A 15509-nucleotide genomic window follows, 5' to 3' on the forward strand; every position below is an offset into this window, starting at 1 on the left:
CCTGAAAATTCCTTGATAGACCACGCTCCTGAAATTAAAAAATCTGAAATCACTCCCTGTCACAGAGGAGTATCCCCCCAACACCAACATCCTCAGGTGGGACCTCCCTTATGAGTACCGTTATGGTTGACTCTGGAAGACCCATCACCTCACTTGAGACCTCTGTTATGCGTTTTACAAGTTCCCTCTTCTTTTCCCTTGTCAGCTTGTTGCAGCTTATCTGAATAACAGGCATGGTACCACCAGATATAACTATGGAGTCACATAAGTCTTAAACTGAACGGTTTTATATCGGCAGTATCAAAACAGAGAGGAATCAGATATGATGGGAGAAAAGGAGTTAATAAGGCTTTTTCCGGATTTTAAGGAACTTGTGCAACCTGCGGGAATTGACCTCCGTGTTGATGAGGTTTACCGGCAGGCAGGTCCAGGTTCACTGATTGACGATGAAAAGGATCTGCCGCCCCTTGAAAGGCTGGATCCACCGGTATACACACTTGAACCCGGAAAATCCTATCTTGTGAGTACTGACAGAAGGATAGAGATACCAGAGGGTTATGCCATGCTTTACCTTCCAAGGTCGACTCTACTGAGATCCTTTGTGTCGGTCCACACTGCGGTTGGAGACCCCGGATTCAGGGGAAGGCTCCAGTTCCTTGTCCAGAACTGTGGTGAATATGATTACAGGATCAAAAGGGGTGAAAGGATAGCACAGGGAGTTGTATTCCCTGTTAAGGGTTCTGGGAGGTACAGTGGGAGCTACCAGGAGGAGTGAGTGAATCAAAATGTCTGAAGCCTCTCCTCAAGCATCCTCACAGACCCGGGGTTTGAGAGTGTGCTCAGATCACCAGCATCCTCACCCCTTATGAGGGCCTTTATAACCCTCCTCATTATCTTACCTGAGCGTGTTTTGGGTAGATCCTCAACGAATTCAATGTAGCTCGGGCTTGCTATGGGCCCTATCTCCCTCCTGACGTGCTCCCTCAGAATGCCCTTGAGGCGTGGTGCAGGCTCCACGGTGTCCCTGAGTGTCACGAATGCCGCTATCTCCTCACCCTTCAGTATATCCGGTTTTCCTACCACAGCTGCCTCAACGACGTCAGGGTGGCTTACAAGGGCCGATTCAACCTCAGCGGTGCTTATTCTGTGACCTGCCACATTGAGAACATCATCCTCCCTTCCCTGTATCCAGAAGTAGCCATCCTCATCTATCCTTGCAACATCCCCGCTGAGGTAAACCCCGGGGAAGGTGCTCCAGTATGCCTCCACATACCTTTCAGGTTCCCTGAATAGTGTCCTGAACATTGCAGGCCAGGGAGTCCTTACAACCAGGTGTCCGCCGCTTCCACGTATGCTTTCGCCGTTATCATCAACCACATCGGCCACCACTGTGGGGAAGGGCTTCCCTGCAGACCCCGGCTTGAGTGGTGTTACAGGAAGGGGTGCTATCATGTGCATCCCGGTCTCTGTCTGCCACCAGGTGTCCATGATTGGGCATCTGCCGCCGCCCACGGTCCTGTAGTACCACATCCATGCCTCAGGATTTATGGGTTCACCAACGGATCCGAGGAGCCTTAGGGTGCTGAGGTCATGCTTTTCAGGCCACTTGTTCCCGTACTTCATGAAGAGCCTGATGGTTGTGGGGGCAGTGTAGAATATGGTCACACCGTACCTTTCAATCATGCCCCATATCCTTCCAGGGTCCGGGTAATCAGGGGCCCCCTCGTACATGACCGATGTTGAGCCCTCAATCAGGGGGGCGTAGACTATGTAGCTGTGACCTGTTATCCATCCTATATCCGCTGCGCACCACCATATATCCCTTTCCTTCACATCAAATACAAACCGGTAGGTGGAGCTGACACCGACTGCGTAGCCTCCATGTGTATGGACCACACCCTTGGGTTTTCCTGTGGTGCCCGAGGTGTAGAGTATGAAGAGGGGGTCCTCCGGATCCAGCTCCTCACAGGGGCATTCATCACTCATCCCCTCAAGCGCATCCTCCCAGTGCACATCCCTCCCCTCAACCATGTTCACATCCTCCCCAAGCCTGTCAACGACTATGACCCTCTCAAGTGAAAGGATGTCATCTGCTACAATGTCCAGGGTCTCCTTGAGCCTTATTACCTTACCCCTCCGGTAGAATGCATCTGCAGTTATTGCAACCTTTGCCTCTGCATCTGCAGCCCTCTCACGGAACGCCTTGGCCCAGAAACCGCTGAATACGACGCTGTGAACGGCCCCTATCCTTGCACATGCCAGCATCGCAACCGGAAGCTCCGGTACCATTGGAAGGTATATGCTCACACGGTCTCCCTTCCTGACACCCATCCCCTTCAGTGCATTGGCAAGACGGTTAACCTCACGGTAGAGGTCATAGTAGGTGAGTTTCCGGACACTGCCATCCTCACCCTCCCATATATAGGCGACCCTGTTCTTTTCAGGACCCACTACGTGTCTGTCAAGTGCATTGTAGGTTATATTGAACTTTCCTCCTGTGAACCATCTGGCATGGGGTGGTTCCCATTCAAGGACCCTCTCGTATGGGCTGAACCATTCAAGTTCAGATGCCATTTCATCCCAGAACCATTCAGGATCTGACCCGGCCCTCTCAAGGAGCTCATCATAATCACCTATGCCATGTTGATCCATCCAGATCCTTATATTGCTGTTTCTAACTGTATCATCATCCGGATTGAAAATTCTTTCCTCCTTAAGGAGAGAATCTAGCTGCCCGCTCATAATAAACCCCCACTTACAGTGATTTTTCTATTTCATGATTTAAATAGTTGGCAGAATATACTTGAAGTCATGAAGATGTGCGCAGAGATCCTCACAGAGATACTTGAGGAGGCAGGTTTCACCCACATATTCGGGCATCCCGGTGAACAGATACTACCCCTCTATGAGGCCCTCAGAAAATCAGAGATCCAGCATGTTCTTATGAGGCACGAACAGGGCGCTGTCCATGCTGCAGATGGCTACGCCCGGGCCTCTGGAAGGCCAGGTGTATGCGTGGCCACAGGTGGTCCCGGGGCCCTGAACCTTGTGATGGGGGTGGCTGCTGCAAACACCGATTCTGTACCCCTCATAGCCCTAACAGGGGACCTTCCCCGGGGTGAAGGTGGCGGCAGATTCCAGGAGGCAGACATAGAGGGCGTCTTCAGATCAGTTGTAAAGAGCAGCAGAACGGCCGTGAATGGGGAGGACGCTGCCCTGGCGCTTATCGATGCCATCGCTGCATTTGACAGTGGCCTCACCGGTGTGATGCACATCAACCTGCCCAAAGATGTGCTTGAGGAGGGGGTGGGGACCATTGAAAAACCCCCCAGCACACCAGGTAAAACACCGGGCATTGGTGATGCCCTTGAAGTTCTGAGGTCAGCGAAAAGGCCCCTGGTCCTGGCAGGTGCAGGTATAATCTGGGCCGGAGCCGTTGAGGAGTTCAGGAAGTTTATCACTGAAAACAGGCTTCCAGTTGCGACGACCTACAGCGGGAGGGGTGTTCTCCCAGAGACCCATCCCCTCTGCCTTGGAATGGCAGGTACAAGGGGGACACCCGCAGGAAACTATGCTGCAGGGAAATGTGATGTTCTTCTCGTGCTCGGCTCAAGGCTCTCAGAAAGGACCGCGGCGGCGATTGGTAACCCTCTGATTATACACGTTAATACAGATCCCAATGTTCTGAGGGGTGATTTCAGATTAAATATGAATGTAAGGGACTTTCTGATGTATGGTATTCGTGTGAAACATCCTGTGAGATGGTTAAGGGAACTCGGGACATTCAGAGTCAAAAATCCACCAACCTATGATTTACCTGCCGGGGAATCGGAAATCCTTAAGACCTCCTCAGCCGTCCGCAGGATCCTTGATGCAGCCCCCGATGCGGTTGTGGTCAGTGACGCAGGAAGCCACACAACCTGGGTCACCCTCCACAGGAAGGTTCTCAGGGAGCGCAGCCTCATCTTCTCAGGGGGATTTGGGCCCATGGGGTATGGTCTCCCTGCTGCGGTGGGTGCCAAAATTGCAAGGCCAGATGACGATGTTCTGCTGGTTGCAGGTGACGGGGGTTTCCAGATGACCATTCAGGAACTCGGGACCGTGGCTGAACTGGAACTTGGAATCACCATCTGCATACTGAATAACGGGCAGCTTGATGTTATAAGGCAGTGGCAGGAGATGAAATACGGTGAAAGCTACTCTGTTAAGATGAAGAACCCTGATTTTGTGAAGCTTGCAGGTGCATATGGTATAGGTGCAGAGAGGGTTTATGAAATCGATGATGTCACAGGGGCCGTTGAGAGGGGCCTTGGTTCAGGGAAACCCTATCTCGTGGAGTTAATGGTTGGAGAGGAGGACATACCTCTTCCAGATTTATAGTTCATGAATTGGAGGGAAAAGGGATTTCTGAGCCTGGATGGGAAAAAAGAATTAAAGGATAATCCACTTCAGATATCCTCAGGGAGGTAGGTATCAGCAACCGCAGCCACTGCCTCCCCCATTTCAACTTCAAAGCCCAGTTCCCTGAGTGTCATCTCCAGTGCAGAGAATGTGGTTATGAGTTCCCTGTGGGTTATGTTACCCATGTGGCCTATCCTGAATATCCTGCCCTTGAGGTGATCCTGGCCACCGGCGAGCTCAACGTGGTACTTGTTCCTCATTGTACCCCTTAGTTCCCCATCGGTGACACCCTCAGGTAGATTGACTGCTGTCACTGTGGTGGATGATACCGATTCATCAGGGAATAGTTCAAGGTTCAGGGCCTTTATGGCATTTCTGGTTGCCTCAGCTGCCAGTTTATGCCTCTTTATCCTGTTGTTGAGTCCCTCCTCCATTATCACCTGAAGGGCCTCGTGCATTGCGTATATGAGTGAAACTGCAGGTGTGTAGGGGGTTTCAGGTGGCTCGGCATCCCCGCTTTTCCTGTACTTCTTGAGGTTCAGGTAGTATGTCCGGGGGTTATCCACTGATTCAACAACCCTCCAGGCGTCGTCACTGAGTGTTATGGCTGCCATGCCCGGTGGGGCTGCAAGGCACTTCTGGGAGCCGGTCACGCAGATATCTATGCCGTAGCCGTCAACATCAACCTCGTCCCCGCCGAGGGATGAAACAGTGTCAACTATGTAGAGGGCGTCATAATCCGCCAATATCTTACCTATCTCCCTTATTGGGTTTGCAACACCGGTTGATGTCTCATTGTGGACAACGGTGACCGCCTTTATATCATCATTCTCCTCAAGCATGTATCCTATCTCATCTGGGTTGACGGCGCTGCCCCATTCCACGTCTATCCTGATTGATTCCCCGCCAAAGGCCTCAACTATCTGTGCAAACCGCTGACCGAATTTGCCGCCAACAACATTCAGGACCTTGTCACCTGGTTCGATGATGTTCGCAACCGCCGCTTCCATGGCAGCTGTCCCCGACCCTGTTAGCAGGTAAGATTTACTGTTTGTCCTGAAGACATCGGACATCATCTCAGTTGTTTCAGTGAGTATTTTACCGAACAGTGCGCTCCTGTGGTTAACAATGTTCTCTGACATTGCCTTAAGGACTCTCTGGGCCACCCGTGTTGGCCCGGGGATCATAAGCAGTGTTTCATCCATTCCAAAAAACCTCCAGATTCAAGTGGATTCTGTAACCTGTACTTATTTTTAATCCCTGCATTTAAAAAGATTTACACGGTGATGATGTCACAAGGTTGGAGGACCACATGAGGTCAGCGGAGAGCATTGCCCGGATGGACATGAAGTGTGTGCTGCCACAGATTATCTCCACACCCCACCACTATCCTTATCTTCACCGATGAAACCATGAAAGCATGTGCTGCCACCTGATCAAAATCATATACCACCCCAAGTAGGACACCCATAAGAACCCCCAATGACTACAACAACCCAATCAAAAAAATCATATACCACCCCAAGTAGGACACCCATAAGAACCCCCAATGACTACAACCTGATCAAAAAAATCATATATCACCCCTGATAGATTTGGCCCATGGAAATGGAAGTATGGCTCGAATGGTATGAGAAAATACTTGATGACTTTGGATTCAGCAGGAGGGCTGATGAGGAGTCTGCATCCTACCTGGAATCCTTCCTGAGGGAACATGGCTGCCCGGGACCCGAAAGCCTGAGGGTTCCCTCACGGAACTTCATCGTATTCGGTGCTGGGCCATCACTCAGAAAACACATTAAAAGATTCAAACCGCTCGGAAGGGATTTTACCAGGGTGGCGGCAGATGGTGCAACAACAGCGCTTCTTGAGGAGGGTCTGGTCCCCCATATAATCGTGACAGACCTTGACGGTAGAATGGAGGATATAATTAGGGCCAACAGAAGGGGGGCATCCCTCGTGGTTCATGCCCATGGAAACAACCTTGAGGCCCTAAGGAAGTATCTGCCACGCCTTCAGAACCTTATAGGGACAACCCAGAGTGTCCCCTATGGATGCATATACAATTTTGGGGGCTTCACAGATGGTGATCGGGCCGTTTTCCTTGCGGAGGCGCTCGGTGCAGAAACCGTGATACTGGCCGGCATGGACTTCGGTGAGGTTGTAACCAGGTACTCAAGACCGGATATGGATTCCGAAACAGGAAGGGCCGATCCAGTTAAGAGACTCAAACTTGAATATGCTGAGAGACTGGTAGAGTGGATTGAAAGGAACGGGAGAATCCAGATAGAGAGATGGTAACCTTTTAAGGAGACTATGCGGTGCATAAATGCTGTGTCTACTGATCCTCCAATTTGATCATCAAGGCGTGAACCATGATCCTTTCCCGGGTCCCGCCCTTTAAAGGTTGAATTAACGTTATCCGGTTACCGGATGCCTTGGGGGGGTGATTCCGGTAACAGCCGCCTCAATCAGGAAAATAAAATATGGAGTCTTATCCCCCTGATTAAAGTGATCTGGACGCGATCTCATCCGGGGGTCCATCCATATAAAACCTTATTAGGTCCTTAAAAGATAAATTATTAGGGTACTAATGTGCTCCTGCAAAAAATCCAAATGCCCAATTTAATAAGCTGTGAAGGATATGAAGGATATAAGGGATATACTGCTTCATGATGAAACCGTCTTCAGGGATATGAATGCCTTTGATCCTGACTATGTCCCTGAGAACTACAGGTACAGGGAATCCCAGATGGAGGCCCTTGCGGTCTGCATAAGGCCTGCGCTGAGGAATGGGAGACCCGTGAATGCCGTCATACTGGGGTCCTGTGCAACAGGTAAGACCACCGCCATAAAAAAGATCTTTGAAATGGTTGAGTCAACATCCGAAAACGTCGTCTGCTGCTACATAAACTGTCAGCTTCACACCACAAGATTCGGTATCTTCTCACAGATCTACAGCAAAATATTCGGGCACCAGCCCCCTGAAACAGGTGTGCCCTTCTCCAGAATCTACCAGGCAATAATGCAGCACCTGGCCAGTGAAAACAGGGCACTTGTGGTGGCCCTGGACGATATAAACCACCTCTTTTACAGTAAAAACGCCAACAAGGTCCTTTACGATATACTTAGGGCCCATGAGGTATTTGAGGGGGTGAGAACCGGCGTATTCGCGGTTTTATCTGACATTGAATTCAGGTACGCCCTTGATAAAAATGTCAACTCCATATTTATACCCCAGGAAATCATATTCCCACCATACACCCGTGAGGAGATATTCAATATCCTCAGAGATCGGGTGAGGGTGGGTTTCTATCCCGGTGTAATCTCAGATGAACTCATAGATAGAATAACCGATCACACCGTGGATACCGGGGACCTGCGCTACGGCATAGACCTCCTGAGGGTATGTGGCAACCTTGCAGAGTCCGATGCCTCACCTGTAATAAGAGAGGAACACCTTGAAAGGGCTTTGAGGAGCGCCGGGCCGGTCAACCTCATGCACACTGTGAGGACACTCAACAGACAGGAAAGGGAGTTTCTCATGAGCATGGTTGATGCTGAAGATGACGAAATAACCGCCGGTAGGCTCTACGAGCTCTTCCATAAAAGGACAGGGGCCAGTTACTCATCATTCAACAGGACAATTGAGAAGCTGGAATTTCTGAGGCTCATTGACACGAAACTGACAGGTAAAGGTGTTCGTGGTAATTCAAGGATTGTGATCCCCAGATTCAGCAGAGATGAACTTAATAGGTGCCTCGAATGATCAGACCCCTGCAGGGCAGTTGGAGTTGGCCCCTGCCGCAACCATGAGAAGGCCCCACACCATGACAGAGAGTACCAATGAGATTAAGATCAGTGACCTTGGATCAACACCGGCCACCGTCAGCAGCCAGAACCTTCTCCTTATACCATTTGGTTTCCTGAGACCGTGCATACTATCACTCCACTATCATCTTCAACAGGGATTTATTTAAAAAAAGAGATAGAGAGCATCTGAAAACTAACCAGGGAATGAATAGTCAGTGGCCCCCAGAAGTGGATAAATGGAGAGTCCCCAATGAAAAGGTTTGAATTCTTTGATGTGACTGCAGATGCAGGATACTGGGCCTATGGCCGTACACCCGAGGAGGTTTTTGAAAACGCCGCCCTTGCAATGTTTGAGATAATGACAGACACATCACTTGTTAAAGCAGAGGAAAGCCGGAGGGTGGAAATAAAATCCGAGGATATGGTTTCACTACTCTATGACTGGCTTGATGAACTGCTCTTTATCCATGACACTGAATTTATTTTATTCAGTAAGTTCAAAGTTAAGATAACCGAAGATGATGATGGTCTGTGGCTTAACGGTACAGCCTCAGGAGAGGTGATTAAGGACCACCATGAGAGACGTGATGAGGTTAAGGCCGTGACCCTTCACATGATGGATATACTTGAAGAGGATGGCCTGCTGAAGGCAAGAGTTATTCTGGATCTGTGATTTATAAGTAGAGAGGATGATGCGCATGGATATAAGGGAAGATCTGGTTAAGGTAAGAGAATCCGTCTGGGAAGTTCCAACATCATATAAGAAGGGAATGAGAGTCCCTGGCAGAATATTCCTGAAGGATGAGGCCCTCAGGGACCTTGAGAGGGGGGCGGTTGATCAGGTGGCAAACGTTGCATGCCTCCCCGGGATCCAGAAGTTCTCAATTGGGCTTCCAGATATACACTTCGGATACGGATTCAGCATAGGGGGTGTGGGTGCATTCAGCGCCCGTACAGGAGTCATAAGCCCGGGGGGTGTTGGATTCGACATAAACTGTGGTGTCCGCATGGTCAGGACAAATCTGGACCATGAGGATGTAAGGCCAAAGATAAAGGAACTAATAAACACCCTCTTCACCAACGTTCCGTCAGGTGTTGGAAGCAAGGGAAAGATAAGGCTAGGGCCAGGTGAAATCGATGAGGTTCTTGAAAACGGCGCTGAATGGGCTGTTGAAAATGGATACGGATGGGATCAGGACCTCAAATTCCTGGAGGAGAACGGGAAAATGGAGGATGCCAGTGCAGAAAAGGTCAGCGATAAGGCCAAGAAGAGGGGCATACCCCAGCTTGGATCCCTTGGATCCGGTAACCACTTCCTTGAGGTCCAGGTGATAGATGAGATATTCCATGATGAGGCTGCCGCCGCCTACGGTGTGAGCCCCGGGAAGGTCGCCGTTATGATACACTCCGGTTCAAGGGGATGCGGCCACCAGGTATGCTCAGACTACCTTAGGCTCATGGACAAGGCATACAGGAGGTACAAGATAAACATACCCGACAGACAGCTTGCCTGCGCCCCGGTGGACTCTGATGAGGCCATGGATTACTTCCAGGCCATGGCAGCCGCAGCAAACTATGCCTGGGCCAACCGCCAGATGATAGTCCACTGGGTGAGGGAGTCCTTTGAAAGTGTCTTTGGGATGAGTGCAGAGGACATGGAGATGGAGATCGTCTATGACGTGGCGCATAACATAGCAAAGAGGGAGGTCCACACTGTAAAGGGACATGATACAGAGCTATTCGTCCACCGTAAGGGGGCCACAAGGGCTTTTGGGCCGGGAAGAAGGGAGATACCCGGTGAATACAGGAAGATCGGTCAGCCAGTCATAATTCCAGGTACCATGGGGACATCATCCTATCTGCTCCACGGGACAGAGGTTGCAATGGAGGAAACCTTCGGTTCAACCGCCCATGGGGCGGGGAGAAAGATGAGCCGTGCCGGTGCAAAGAAAACCTACCGTGGAGAGGAGGTTCAGAGGAAACTTGAAAGTGAGGGTATCTATGTGCGGGCAACATCCATGCCAGTGGTTGCAGAGGAGGCCCCCGGTGCCTACAAGGATGTTGACCTGGTGGTCAGGACAGCCCATGAGACCGGCATATCCAGGCTTGTTGCAAGGATGCTTCCACTGGGAGTTGCAAAGGGATAGACTGGCGGTGAATCAATGATAGGGCTCATCGGAGGTACAGGGGTATACGAGATAGTGGAGCATGGAAGGATAATCGGAAGGAAATCCATGGAGACACCATACGGTAGAACACCCGAGATATCAGTTTTCAGACTTCATGACAGGGATGTGGCATTCATGCCAAGGCACTCCAGGGTCCATGATAGCCCACCCCACATGGTCAACTACAGGGCAAACATATGGGGCCTTAGGAGGCTGGGGGTCAGACAGATACTGGCAACAAACGCTGTGGGTTCCCTTGACGAATCCATAGGGCCAGGGGAGTTTGTAGTCCCGGATGACTTTCTGGACTTCACAAAAAACAGGCCCTCAACATTCTATGATGAGATGACCGTCCACGTGGACATGACAGAGCCCTACTGCAGGGACCTTCGCTCTGCACTGGTGGAATCATCAGAAGCTGTTGATGGGGGTGTATACGTCTGCACCGAGGGACCGCGGTTTGAGACAGCAGCCGAGATAAGGATGTTCCAGTCACTTGGGGGCACAGTTGTTGGAATGACCGGAATCCCTGAAGCTGTGCTTGCAAGGGAACTTGAGATGTGCTATGCAAGCATATGCCTGGTTTCAAATTACGCTGCATCCATATCCCCCTCAAAGCTCACCATGACAGAGGTCTTTGAGGTTATGGAGGAGAGGCGGGAGGATCTCATAGACATACTCGAGGGGGCGATTTCGAGGCTTCCGGTGGCCCCTGCCTGTAGCTGTCAGAGTGCCCTGAGCGGCGCTGGTGTTAATGAAAATATGGAGGAATTTCCTTGAAGGTTTTAATGATATCTGCAAGTCCAAGGAAGAAAAGCAACACCATGATGGTGCTTGAGCACTGCAGGGATGCTGTGGAGAGTCGTGGTGTTGAATGTGAGATATTATCCCTCCGGGGGATGAATATAGAGTCCTGCCGGGCCTGCCTCAGCTGTGCAAAGAAGCACCGCTGCAAGATCGATGACGGCCTCAACGGCATAATCGACAGGATAAGGGAGGCCGATGGGTTGATAGTTGCAACCCCTGTATACTTTGGCACAGCCAGGGGCGACCTCATGTCAGCCCTCCAGCGTATCGGAATGGTTTCAAGGGTATCAGACGGCTTCCTTAGCTGGAAGGTTGGGGGCCCCATCGCGGTTGCAAGGCGGGGAGGCCACACAGCAACTATACAGGAACTCCTCATGTTCTACTTCATAAATGACATGATAGTCCCCGGCTCAACCTACTGGAACATGGTATTTGGATGGGCTCCAGGCGAGGTTGAGGATGATGATGAGGGAATCGAAACCATAAGGCGCTTCGGGGAAAACGTGGCCGAACTCATAAAGAGGATTCACAGCGGGGAGTAATATGAGGGTAGCAGTCGCCTCCTCCAACGGGGAGGAGGTTGACCTCCACTTTGGAAGGGCCTCAAAACTTTTAATATATGAGTACAGCGACGGAAAAATGGAATTCGTGGAGGAAAGAAAGGTTGATATCGCTGAAGGCGATAAACATCAGTGGAGAAAGGTTCTCGATTCCATAACGGACTGTGATGTTATAATAGCCGTCCAGGCTGGCCTTAAAGGGAAGATAGGAATCGAGGAGGCCGGATTAAAATTTGTAGCCGACGAGGGACCGGTTGATGAGGTCCTGGAAAGGTGGGTGAGGCACTTCGAATTCATGAGCTCCGCCATATGAATATCCAGATGAACCCCAAAGTGGAACCCCACAGTTCAGGGGGATACCCCTCTTCAGGTAAACCACATGCTCAACATGATGTCAAGGTTTAAATACTGCCTCATCATAATTATAGACTATTCATAACTGGCGGTGTAGAAACTTCCTATCATGGTTTACCAGTTAAGATGAATTTTTTGAATTATATTAAACAAGCTGTTTTTACGGTGTTAATATTTAAGGTGATATAATGGCAAAGGCTCGACGAAGGAGAGTACGTGATACATGGAAAGAAAAGAAATGGTATGTGATAAAGAGTCCTAAAATGTTTGGAGAAAACGATATAGGAACAACACCATCAAGGGACCCCGATTTCCTCCTCAAGAGGAGGGTTGAGGCAACAATGAGGGAACTGACAGGTGACTTTTCAAAGCAGTACGTCAAGCTGAAGTTCCAGATAAACAACGTTGCCGGGAGTGAGGCGACAACAAAATTCATAGGCCACCAGGTCACAACAGACTACGTCAGAAGCATGATAAGGAGGGGTACGAGCAGGGTCGATGCCCCGGTTATAGTTGAAACAAAGGATGGCTACAAACTCAAGGTCCATCCACTGGCCATAACAATCAGGAGGGCCAAGTCCTCACAGCAGAAATACATGAGACAGAGCATAGAGGAGCACGTGAAGGAGATAGCCTCTGAAAAGACCTTCGAGGAATTCGTTGAGGGCATTGTAACAGGAAAAATCGCCTCAGAGATATACCACCAGGCAAAGAAGATATATCCCCTAAAGAGGGTTGAGATAATAAAAACAAGGGTTCTAGAGGAACCAGCCTGAAACATGGACCGGGACCCCCATGACAGACCTTAACATTGGATACGTGCTTCTGTGCGTATTCATTGGATTTTTAACATACCAGAGAGGTGCGCTTGATGTATGGGGATCCCTTTTCATGGTCCTTATGGGCTTGCTCATAATATTATCTGCCGGTTTTAACTGGTTGATTCTCATTTTTATTTTTCTGATCCTTGGCCTTCTCTCAACAAAGTACAGGCATGAATACAAGAAATCCATTGGAGTTTTTGAGGGAACAAGAAGCGCCAAGAATGTTATATCCAACGGAATAGTGCCCTTTGTAATGGCTGCCTTTGGATACTATGATGGATTCTTCGGAGGGTTCATAGGATCCGTTGCAACAGCTACCGCAGATACCATGGCAAGTGAAATCGGTGTTCTGCAGACACCACGCCTCATAACAACACTCCAAAGGGTGGAACCCGGGACAGATGGAGGTATATCGGTTGCCGGAACCGCCGCTGGAATATTAGGGGCTGGTATAATTGGTTTATCAGCATTTCTGCTTGGTGTCTGTCCAGATCCGCTTAAATCAATGAAAATAGCTGTGATTGCAGGTACAGTGGGCTGCTTCATGGACAGCCTCCTGGGGGCAGTGCTGGAGAGAAGGAAGTACCTAAACAATGAGCATGTTAACCTCCTTGCAACAGTAACAGGGGCAGTTATAGGAATTTTATTAGCATAAATAAATCTAGGAAGGTGGGTGAATCATGAAAGGGGTAATAATGATAATAGATGGAATGGCCGACCGCCCCGTTGAAAGCCTCAGAGGCAAAACACCTCTTGAGGCCGCAGAAACCCCTAATATGGACAGGCTGGCCAGTTCAGGTATCAATGGTATAATGGATCCCATAAGACCCGGGGTCCGTGCAGGAAGTGACACATCACACCTCTCCATACTGGGATATGACCCCTACAGTGTATACACTGGAAGGGGTCCATTCGAGGCCGCAGGTGTGGGGCTGGATGTGAGGCCAGGGGACATTGCATTCAGATGCAACTTTGCAACCGCAGACGATGACCTTGTGATAACCGACAGGAGGGCCGGCCGCATAAGGTCAGGGACATCCCAGATAGCTGAGGCCATCAATTCAATGACCCTCGATGGATTTGAGGATGTTGAAATAATCTTCAGGGAGTCAACAGGCCACAGGGCAGTTCTGGTCCTCAGAGGACCCGGTCTGGGCGATAATGTATCAGATGCAGATCCCAAGAATGAAGGAAAACCCCCAAAGAAGGTAAAGGCCCTTGATGGATCCCCTGAATCACAGAAAACCGCAGATATCCTTAACAGTCTGGTGAAGAAGTCCCATGAAATCCTCAGGGACCATCCCGTGAACACCGAAAGAATCAAAAAAGGCGAGGCACCTGCAAATATAATACTGCCGAGGGGTGCTGGTGCTGTTCCTGACGTTGAAAAATTTGAGGACCGTTACGGTCTGAGGGCAGCCTGTATCGCTGAGACTGGCCTCATAAAGGGTATAGGGCACATCACCGGAATGGATGTGATTGATGTCGAGGGGGCCACCGGGGGTACAGATACCGACCTGGAGAGTATAAAGAATGCAATAAAGGATGCCCTTGATGATGAATATGACTTTCTACTCATAAACATAGATGGTGCAGACGAGGCAGGACATGATGGTGACCTTGAGGGTAAGGTTGAGTTCATAGAGAGGGTTGACTCAATCCTCGGCGACCTTATAAGCGATGACGTCTACTTCATACTCACTGCGGATCATTCAACGCCTGTATCCGTCATGGATCACACAGGGGACCCTGTTCCCATCACAATAAACGGACCAGAGGTCAGGGTTGATGATGTGAGTGTATTCGGTGAGAGGGCTGCTGCCGCTGGTGGCCTCTGCAGGATAAGGGGATCGGATGTTATGGACATACTCCTTGACCTCATGAACAGAAAGGAAAAATTCGGGGCTTAAAATGAAGCAGGAAAAGCGATTATTCGGAACATCTGGCATAAGAGGCCGCTTCGGGGAGAAGGTGACACTTGAACTTGCAGTGGATGTTGGAAGGGCCCTTGCAACCCGCCTGGGATCAGGTAAGGTTGTTGTTGGCTACGACACCAGAACATCCAGCCAGCTCCTTGAGAGTGCCCTGATTGCAGGAATAATCGAGTGTGGCTGTGACGTCATCAGGCTCGGAATGGTGCCAACACCCCTTGTTGGTTACGCGGCTTCAAGACTAGGTGCTGACGCAGGTGTCATGATAACTGCATCCCACAACCCGGCCCCCTACAATGGCATAAAGCTCTGGAATCCTGATGGGATGGCCTACAATCCATCACAGGAGAGCGCCATAGAATCAATAATTCATTCTAGAGAATTTAAGAGGAGGGGATGGGATGGTCTCGGTTCGGTGAGGGAAGCTGACCTCAGGGATGACTATGCAGATGCCGTTGCTGGAATGGTCAACATTGAAAGACCCCTAAAGGTGGTGATTGACTGTGGATGCGGTGCAGCGTCCCACCTCTCACCACTCATATTCAGGATGGCGGGCTGCAGTGTTGTGACCCTTAATTCCCAGCCTGATGGGTTTTTCCCTGGTCGTGACCCTGAACCTGTCCCTGAGAACCTCTCTGAGCTCATGGATAC

At 50.1% G+C, this 15509-nt stretch carries 16 protein-coding genes and 1 pseudogene; 13 read left to right on the top strand and 4 right to left on the bottom strand.

The window, feature by feature from the left end; all coding sequences use genetic code 11:
* Window positions 1–49 precede the first annotated feature (49 nt).
* Entirely contained in the window at window positions 50–235 is a 186-nt protein-coding gene (dmpI, locus tag ACPLJI_RS04350) for a 4-oxalocrotonate tautomerase DmpI (protein WP_374891909.1), read from the bottom strand.
* Between the two features lie 87 nt (window positions 236–322).
* Between dmpI and ACPLJI_RS04355 the strand changes: the two genes are divergently transcribed.
* Complete coding sequence (locus ACPLJI_RS04355) at window positions 323–775, top strand: dCTP deaminase (RefSeq protein ID WP_424730784.1); 453 nt, start codon at window positions 323–325, stop codon at window positions 773–775.
* A 5-nt stretch (window positions 776–780) separates the two neighbouring features.
* On the opposite strand, the gene acs is transcribed toward ACPLJI_RS04355, so the two are convergent.
* Window positions 781–2742 carry an acetate--CoA ligase gene (gene acs, locus ACPLJI_RS04360; protein ID WP_424730783.1) on the bottom strand — a complete coding sequence of 654 codons (1962 nt, stop codon included), beginning with the start codon at window positions 2740–2742 and terminating at the stop codon, window positions 781–783.
* A gap of 69 nt (window positions 2743–2811) precedes the next feature.
* Between acs and ACPLJI_RS04365 the strand changes: the two genes are divergently transcribed.
* A complete protein-coding gene (locus tag ACPLJI_RS04365; protein ID WP_424730782.1) occupies window positions 2812–4380 on the top strand; it encodes a thiamine pyrophosphate-binding protein in 1569 nt (522 codons plus the stop codon).
* Between the two features lie 68 nt (window positions 4381–4448).
* On the opposite strand, the gene ACPLJI_RS04370 is transcribed toward ACPLJI_RS04365, so the two are convergent.
* Window positions 4449–5606 carry a pyridoxal-phosphate-dependent aminotransferase family protein gene (locus tag ACPLJI_RS04370; RefSeq protein WP_424730781.1) on the bottom strand — a complete coding sequence of 386 codons (1158 nt, stop codon included), beginning with the start codon at window positions 5604–5606 and terminating at the stop codon, window positions 4449–4451.
* 397 nt (window positions 5607–6003) lie between these two features.
* Between ACPLJI_RS04370 and ACPLJI_RS04375 the strand changes: the two genes are divergently transcribed.
* Together ACPLJI_RS04375 and ACPLJI_RS04380 are read left to right on the top strand one after the other, a co-directional pair.
* A complete protein-coding gene (locus ACPLJI_RS04375) occupies window positions 6004–6702 on the top strand; it encodes a 6-hydroxymethylpterin diphosphokinase MptE-like protein (RefSeq protein ID WP_424730780.1) in 699 nt (232 codons plus the stop codon).
* A gap of 343 nt (window positions 6703–7045) precedes the next feature.
* Window positions 7046–8170 carry an ORC1-type DNA replication protein gene (locus ACPLJI_RS04380; RefSeq protein WP_424730779.1) on the top strand — a complete coding sequence of 375 codons (1125 nt, stop codon included), beginning with the start codon at window positions 7046–7048 and terminating at the stop codon, window positions 8168–8170.
* Here ACPLJI_RS04380 and ACPLJI_RS04385 read toward each other — a convergent pair whose 3' ends face one another.
* Complete coding sequence (locus ACPLJI_RS04385; RefSeq protein ID WP_424730778.1) at window positions 8171–8341, bottom strand: hypothetical protein; 171 nt, start codon at window positions 8339–8341, stop codon at window positions 8171–8173.
* Between the two features lie 123 nt (window positions 8342–8464).
* On the opposite strand from ACPLJI_RS04385, the gene ACPLJI_RS04390 reads away from it, so the two are divergent.
* The 9 genes and pseudogenes from ACPLJI_RS04390 to ACPLJI_RS04430 all read left to right on the top strand — a co-directional run.
* Window positions 8465–8887 (top strand): archease, encoded by a 423-nt coding sequence (locus ACPLJI_RS04390; protein ID WP_424730777.1) that lies wholly within the window; start codon window positions 8465–8467, stop codon window positions 8885–8887.
* A gap of 25 nt (window positions 8888–8912) precedes the next feature.
* Complete coding sequence (locus ACPLJI_RS04395) at window positions 8913–10361, top strand: RtcB family protein (protein ID WP_424730776.1); 1449 nt, start codon at window positions 8913–8915, stop codon at window positions 10359–10361.
* A gap of 15 nt (window positions 10362–10376) precedes the next feature.
* The gene (gene mtnP, locus ACPLJI_RS04400; protein ID WP_424730775.1) at window positions 10377–11162 is read left to right on the top strand and encodes an S-methyl-5'-thioadenosine phosphorylase; all 786 of its coding nucleotides are present in this window, start codon (window positions 10377–10379) and stop codon (window positions 11160–11162) included.
* An 8-nt stretch (window positions 11163–11170) separates the two neighbouring features.
* On the top strand, window positions 11171–11731 hold the full coding sequence (locus ACPLJI_RS04405; protein ID WP_424730802.1) for a flavodoxin family protein: 561 nt from the start codon (window positions 11171–11173) through the stop codon (window positions 11729–11731).
* Window position 11732: 1 nt separating this feature from the next.
* On the top strand, window positions 11733–12062 hold the full coding sequence (locus ACPLJI_RS04410) for a NifB/NifX family molybdenum-iron cluster-binding protein (protein ID WP_424730774.1): 330 nt from the start codon (window positions 11733–11735) through the stop codon (window positions 12060–12062).
* A 229-nt stretch (window positions 12063–12291) separates the two neighbouring features.
* On the top strand, window positions 12292–12879 hold the full coding sequence (locus ACPLJI_RS04415; protein ID WP_013295016.1) for a 30S ribosomal protein S3ae: 588 nt from the start codon (window positions 12292–12294) through the stop codon (window positions 12877–12879).
* A gap of 19 nt (window positions 12880–12898) precedes the next feature.
* A complete protein-coding gene (locus ACPLJI_RS04420) occupies window positions 12899–13582 on the top strand; it encodes a TIGR00297 family protein (RefSeq protein ID WP_424730773.1) in 684 nt (227 codons plus the stop codon).
* Window positions 13583–13607: 25 nt separating this feature from the next.
* Complete coding sequence (locus ACPLJI_RS04425; protein ID WP_424730772.1) at window positions 13608–14837, top strand: 2,3-bisphosphoglycerate-independent phosphoglycerate mutase; 1230 nt, start codon at window positions 13608–13610, stop codon at window positions 14835–14837.
* A 1-nt stretch (window position 14838) separates the two neighbouring features.
* Window positions 14839–15509: pseudogene (locus ACPLJI_RS04430) on the top strand (phosphoglucosamine mutase); the annotation flags it as partial.

This window comes from Methanothermobacter sp., assembly GCF_049720995.1.
In the GTDB taxonomy this organism is placed as follows: domain Archaea; phylum Methanobacteriota; class Methanobacteria; order Methanobacteriales; family Methanothermobacteraceae; genus Methanothermobacter.

What these genes read in the sequence shown, in the direction of transcription:
- ACPLJI_RS04365 (WP_424730782.1), top strand. Translation starts at nt 2,812, where the DNA reads ATGAAGATGTGCGCAGAGATCCTCACAGAGATACTTGAGGAGGCAGGT.
- ACPLJI_RS04395 (WP_424730776.1), top strand. Translation starts at nt 8,913, where the DNA reads ATGGATATAAGGGAAGATCTGGTTAAGGTAAGAGAATCCGTCTGGGAA.
- ACPLJI_RS04390 (WP_424730777.1), top strand. Translation starts at nt 8,465, where the DNA reads ATGAAAAGGTTTGAATTCTTTGATGTGACTGCAGATGCAGGATACTGG.
- ACPLJI_RS04415 (WP_013295016.1), top strand. Translation starts at nt 12,292, where the DNA reads ATGGCAAAGGCTCGACGAAGGAGAGTACGTGATACATGGAAAGAAAAG.
- ACPLJI_RS04355 (WP_424730784.1), top strand. Translation starts at nt 323, where the DNA reads ATGATGGGAGAAAAGGAGTTAATAAGGCTTTTTCCGGATTTTAAGGAA.
- ACPLJI_RS04405 (WP_424730802.1), top strand. Translation starts at nt 11,171, where the DNA reads ATGATATCTGCAAGTCCAAGGAAGAAAAGCAACACCATGATGGTGCTT.
- ACPLJI_RS04380 (WP_424730779.1), top strand. Translation starts at nt 7,046, where the DNA reads ATGAAGGATATAAGGGATATACTGCTTCATGATGAAACCGTCTTCAGG.
- dmpI (WP_374891909.1), bottom strand. Translation starts at nt 235, where the DNA reads ATGCCTGTTATTCAGATAAGCTGCAACAAGCTGACAAGGGAAAAGAAG.
- ACPLJI_RS04425 (WP_424730772.1), top strand. Translation starts at nt 13,608, where the DNA reads ATGAAAGGGGTAATAATGATAATAGATGGAATGGCCGACCGCCCCGTT.
- ACPLJI_RS04385 (WP_424730778.1), bottom strand. Translation starts at nt 8,341, where the DNA reads ATGCACGGTCTCAGGAAACCAAATGGTATAAGGAGAAGGTTCTGGCTG.
- ACPLJI_RS04375 (WP_424730780.1), top strand. Translation starts at nt 6,004, where the DNA reads ATGGAAATGGAAGTATGGCTCGAATGGTATGAGAAAATACTTGATGAC.
- ACPLJI_RS04410 (WP_424730774.1), top strand. Translation starts at nt 11,733, where the DNA reads ATGAGGGTAGCAGTCGCCTCCTCCAACGGGGAGGAGGTTGACCTCCAC.
- acs (WP_424730783.1), bottom strand. Translation starts at nt 2,742, where the DNA reads ATGAGCGGGCAGCTAGATTCTCTCCTTAAGGAGGAAAGAATTTTCAAT.
- mtnP (WP_424730775.1), top strand. Translation starts at nt 10,377, where the DNA reads ATGATAGGGCTCATCGGAGGTACAGGGGTATACGAGATAGTGGAGCAT.
- ACPLJI_RS04420 (WP_424730773.1), top strand. Translation starts at nt 12,899, where the DNA reads ATGACAGACCTTAACATTGGATACGTGCTTCTGTGCGTATTCATTGGA.
- ACPLJI_RS04370 (WP_424730781.1), bottom strand. Translation starts at nt 5,606, where the DNA reads ATGGATGAAACACTGCTTATGATCCCCGGGCCAACACGGGTGGCCCAG.